Source organism: Carnobacterium sp. (genome assembly GCF_040274425.1).
In genome coordinates, this window is record NZ_JBEMBC010000140.1 from 1 (window position 1) to 4,071 (window position 4,071).

A 4,071-nucleotide genomic window follows, 5' to 3' on the forward strand; every position below is an offset into this window, starting at 1 on the left:
GGATAATATGGGAGATATGAAGCATGATGAGTCGGGAGAAATTACAGAAAGCTTGGAAGAAGCTGAAAATCCGATGTACGAAGTAGGAGAATCTGTTATTCTTCAGCGCGGTCATATGCCTGGAATGGAAGGTGCCGAAGCAACTGTTTCTGGCGTATTTGCTACGACGGCTTATGAAGTTTCTTTCAATCCAACCAATGGTGGAGAACGAGAGGAAAATCATCGCTGGGTTATCCACGAAGAAATTTCTGAGTCAACCAAAGGCGCATTTGAACCTGGAGAAGAAGTGACATTAGAAGCCAACCATATGGAAGGTATGGAAGGAGCAACTGCAATAATTGATGACGCTGTAACTACGAATGTTTATATGGTGGATTACCAACCAACAGATGGCGGAGCAGTTGTTCGTAATCATAAGTGGCTGACTGAAGAGGAACTAGGTCAAGAATAATAATCCAAAAAATGTGCGATCAATTAAATATAGAAAAAATCCCTGTATATGAGAAGACTTAGTGATACCTTCTTATGTATAGGGATTTTATGTTCATTGTTAAATTAAAATATATATCAATAACAATATCAGAAGGAATTATTATAATTCACTTGTTCATTTATATAACTTCTATCAGATATTTTAAGAATCTCGAAGACTTGTAAGAGTAAGATCACGAAAAAAACTATTTAAAAAATACTCTTGACAGCTATCATTTACTAATGTAAACTAAAGTCAACTTATGGTTTACACAAGTAGACGTATAGGAGGGGTTAATGTTAAACTTTGGCTGCTAATTAAGGATAACCAGCACATATTCATTAAGAAAAATAGTACATAATTAAAAAATTAAATGGAGGAATATAATGACTACTAAAATAGCAATTAATGGGTTTGGTCGTATTGGACGCTTAGCATTTCGCCGTATTAAAGAGTTGAGGGACTCAGAACTACAGGTTGTTGCAGTAAATGATTTAACAAATAATGAGGATTTAGCCTACTCTTTAAAATACGATACTGCATATGGGATTTTCCCTTATGATATCGAGGCAAGAGGCGATTCAATTCTGGTTGATGGCAAAGAAGTTAAAACATTCGAAGAAAAGGATGCCAAAAAACTACCATGGTCCGATTTGGACATTGATATCGTTTTGGAGTGTACAGGCTTTTACACAACTAATGAAAAAGCACAGGCACACATAGACGCTGGAGCTAAAAAAGTAATTATTTCAGCACCAACTAAAGATGAAGAAACGAAAGTTGTTGTCTTTGGTGTCAACCAAGAAATTTTGAGTCCAAGTGACAAAATTATTTCCGCCGCTTCCTGTACGACAAATGGTTTAGCCTTAATGACAAAAGTATTAGTGGACGAGTTTGGGATTCAACGAGGCCTGATGACAGGATCGCGTGCCTATACAGCGACACAAAACTTGCAAGATGCTCCCGGGGGACGTAAAAGTCGCGCAGGTGCTCAAAATGTTATTCCTGTTACGACTGGCGCTGCCAACGCATTAGGAAAAGTCATTCCAGAGGTTAAAGGGATCATTACGGGTACCACCACACGGGTTCCTGTCATTACTGCGGGCTTTGTAGAACTATTCTCGGTGTTGGATAAAGAGGTAACCGTTGATCAGATTAACGAAGTGATGAAGGCAGCCGCGAATGATTCATATGGGTACACTGAGGATGAAATTGTTTCCTCCGATGTCGTGGGGACTACACATGGATCCGTTTTTGATGCAACGTTAACAGAAGTATTAGATGCAAATGGGGGACAATTGGTTAAAACAGTTGCTTGGTACGATAACGAACATGGTTTTGTTTCTAATTTGGTGCGTTTAACAGAATATGTTTCTCGATTAAATAAATAATTAAAAAATATGCATAAGGCTCAAATTTGTAATAAAAATGAAATCGGCGGTATAGGATGAAAATTTTTAATAAACTAATTAGTGAAGGATAACTATGGGAATTTCAGAAAATCTATGGAGGGGAGTTTATCAATGAATCAAGAACATTTTGATACTATAAAGAATAAAGACGGCTTTATCGCGGCACTTGATCAAAGCGGTGGTAGTACACCAAAAGCTCTGAATGCTTATGGGGTCAGTGAAAACCAGTACTCAAATGACGAGGAAATGTTTGATCTTGTTCACAAAATGCGTACACGAATCATCACATCTCCATCTTTTACTCCGGATAAAATTATTGGCGCGATTTTATTTGAACATACGATGAATAATAGGATAGAAGGTCAATATGCTGGAGATTATTTAAGCGATAAAGGAATTGTTCCGTTTATTAAAATAGATCAAGGACTTGCAGAGGAAGAACATGGCGTACAATTAATGAGGCCAATTCCAGGACTTAATAATTTACTTAAACAAGCAAAAGAACAAAATATGTTTGGTACAAAAATGCGTTCAAACATTCTTTCATATAATGAAAAAGGCATCGATGATGTAGTCACCCAGCAGTTTCAAGTTGCTCAAGAAATAATTGATGCTGGCTTAGTTCCTATCGTTGAACCTGAAGTGAATATTCATTCTGAAGATAAAGAACAAATTGAGGAATATTTAAACCAATCCATTAAAAATCATTTAGATGCATTAGCTACTGATGATTATGTGATGTTGAAATTAACTATCCCAACGAAAGCTAATTTATATCAAGAATTAGCCGATCATTCACAAGTTTTACGTGTTGTTGCTTTATCAGGTGGTTATGAAACAGACGAAGCGAACGAAATACTTAGTCAAAATGACAATGTTATAGCAAGTTTTTCACGGGCGCTTACGCAGGACTTATCTGTTAATCAAAGTGATGCAGACTTTGATGCAAAACTAAAAGAAGCAGTGGATTCTATTTATGAAGCTTCTGTTGTAAAAAACTAAATCTTTGCAAAAAAACTTCCAATATTCAGATACCAGAACTTACATTCGAGTTATAGTATAGACAGAGAGTAGCATATCATTCTCCTAGATTTTAAGACGGTACTCCCCAATGAGCTACTCATACAATTATAGTCCGATAAAGACGCAAAAAGGCAGGGCTCTCACCTTGCTTTTTTTGTGTTTAAAGCTGAAATAGTTTGTAGATGAATAATTTGCGATGCTGTGACCCATTGAGCCTGTTAGGCTCAAATTTGTAATCAAAATGAAATCGGGGGATGGAAAACCCGTACAGTGGGATGTCTATCCGCCGACATTCTGAAAAAGCTTATTTTCGGTGTTTTTTTAAAAGAGAAGTGTCCGACGATCCAATCCCTAATTAATGAACTAAAACACAATCCATATTTTCGTCAGGCGTGTCGCATCGAAACGAAAGTTAAAAAGTTATAAAAAATAATACATCACAAATTATTCATTTACATAAACTCTTGACAATGATCGTTTACTAGTGTAAACTCTATTTAACATTAATGCTTACGCGCGTAAACGAAAGGGAGAGAGAATATGAGTACTATAGCTGTAGACCTTCATATAACCGATGCTGAATGGGAAGTTATGCGAGTAGTCTGGGCGAATGGTCGAGTGACTAGTAAAGAAGTCATTTTTACATTGGGAGAGAAAATGGACTGGAAACAAGCGACAACCAAAACGCTCTTAGGTCGACTCGTGGAAAAAGGCGTACTGAATACAGAACAAGAAGGTAGAAAATATATTTATTCGGCAAATATCGAAGAGAAAGAAGCGGTAAGAAGTTTTACAAACGATATTTTCGATCGTATTTGTCGAAAGAATGTCGGGAATGTAGTAGGGAGTATCATTGAAGATCATGTCTTAAGCTTCGATGATATCCAGCGACTAGAAGAAATATTAGAGATGAAAAAAGCTTTCGCAGTAGAAGAAGTGGATTGTCAGTGTTCAGAAGGACAATGCGATTGCCATTTACATCATCATGGAGAATAAGGAGCGAAAAAATTGGAGAATAAATCGTTTGCCATAGAAGGTATGACCTGTGCGTCTTGTGCGCAGACAGTAGAAAAAGCGGCAAAAAAAGTACGTGGGGTCACACAGGCTTCCGTGAACCTAGCAACAGAGAAGTTAAGTATAGAGTACGATGAACCAACTTTTTCA

The 4,071-nt window shown here is 37.0% G+C and carries 5 protein-coding genes; all 5 read left to right on the forward strand.

Annotated features, from left to right (window positions below; translation table 11 throughout):
- On the forward strand, positions 1 to 451 hold a 451-nt coding region (locus ABS911_RS14540; protein ID WP_350468154.1), incomplete at its 5' end, for a YdhK family protein.
- A 407-nt stretch (positions 452 to 858) separates the two neighbouring features.
- Complete coding sequence (gene gap / locus ABS911_RS14545) at positions 859 to 1,863, forward strand: type I glyceraldehyde-3-phosphate dehydrogenase (protein WP_350468155.1); 1,005 nt, start codon at positions 859 to 861, stop codon at positions 1,861 to 1,863.
- A gap of 132 nt (positions 1,864 to 1,995) precedes the next feature.
- On the forward strand, positions 1,996 to 2,886 hold the full coding sequence (locus ABS911_RS14550) for a fructose bisphosphate aldolase (RefSeq protein ID WP_350468156.1): 891 nt from the start codon (positions 1,996 to 1,998) through the stop codon (positions 2,884 to 2,886).
- Positions 2,887 to 3,447: 561 nt separating this feature from the next.
- A complete protein-coding gene (gene tcrY, locus ABS911_RS14555) occupies positions 3,448 to 3,903 on the forward strand; it encodes a copper-responsive transcriptional repressor TcrY (RefSeq protein WP_350468157.1) in 456 nt (151 codons plus the stop codon).
- A 12-nt stretch (positions 3,904 to 3,915) separates the two neighbouring features.
- Positions 3,916 to 4,071 (forward strand): cation transporter (locus ABS911_RS14560; protein ID WP_350468158.1); only part of this gene is annotated, 156 nt, incomplete at its 3' end.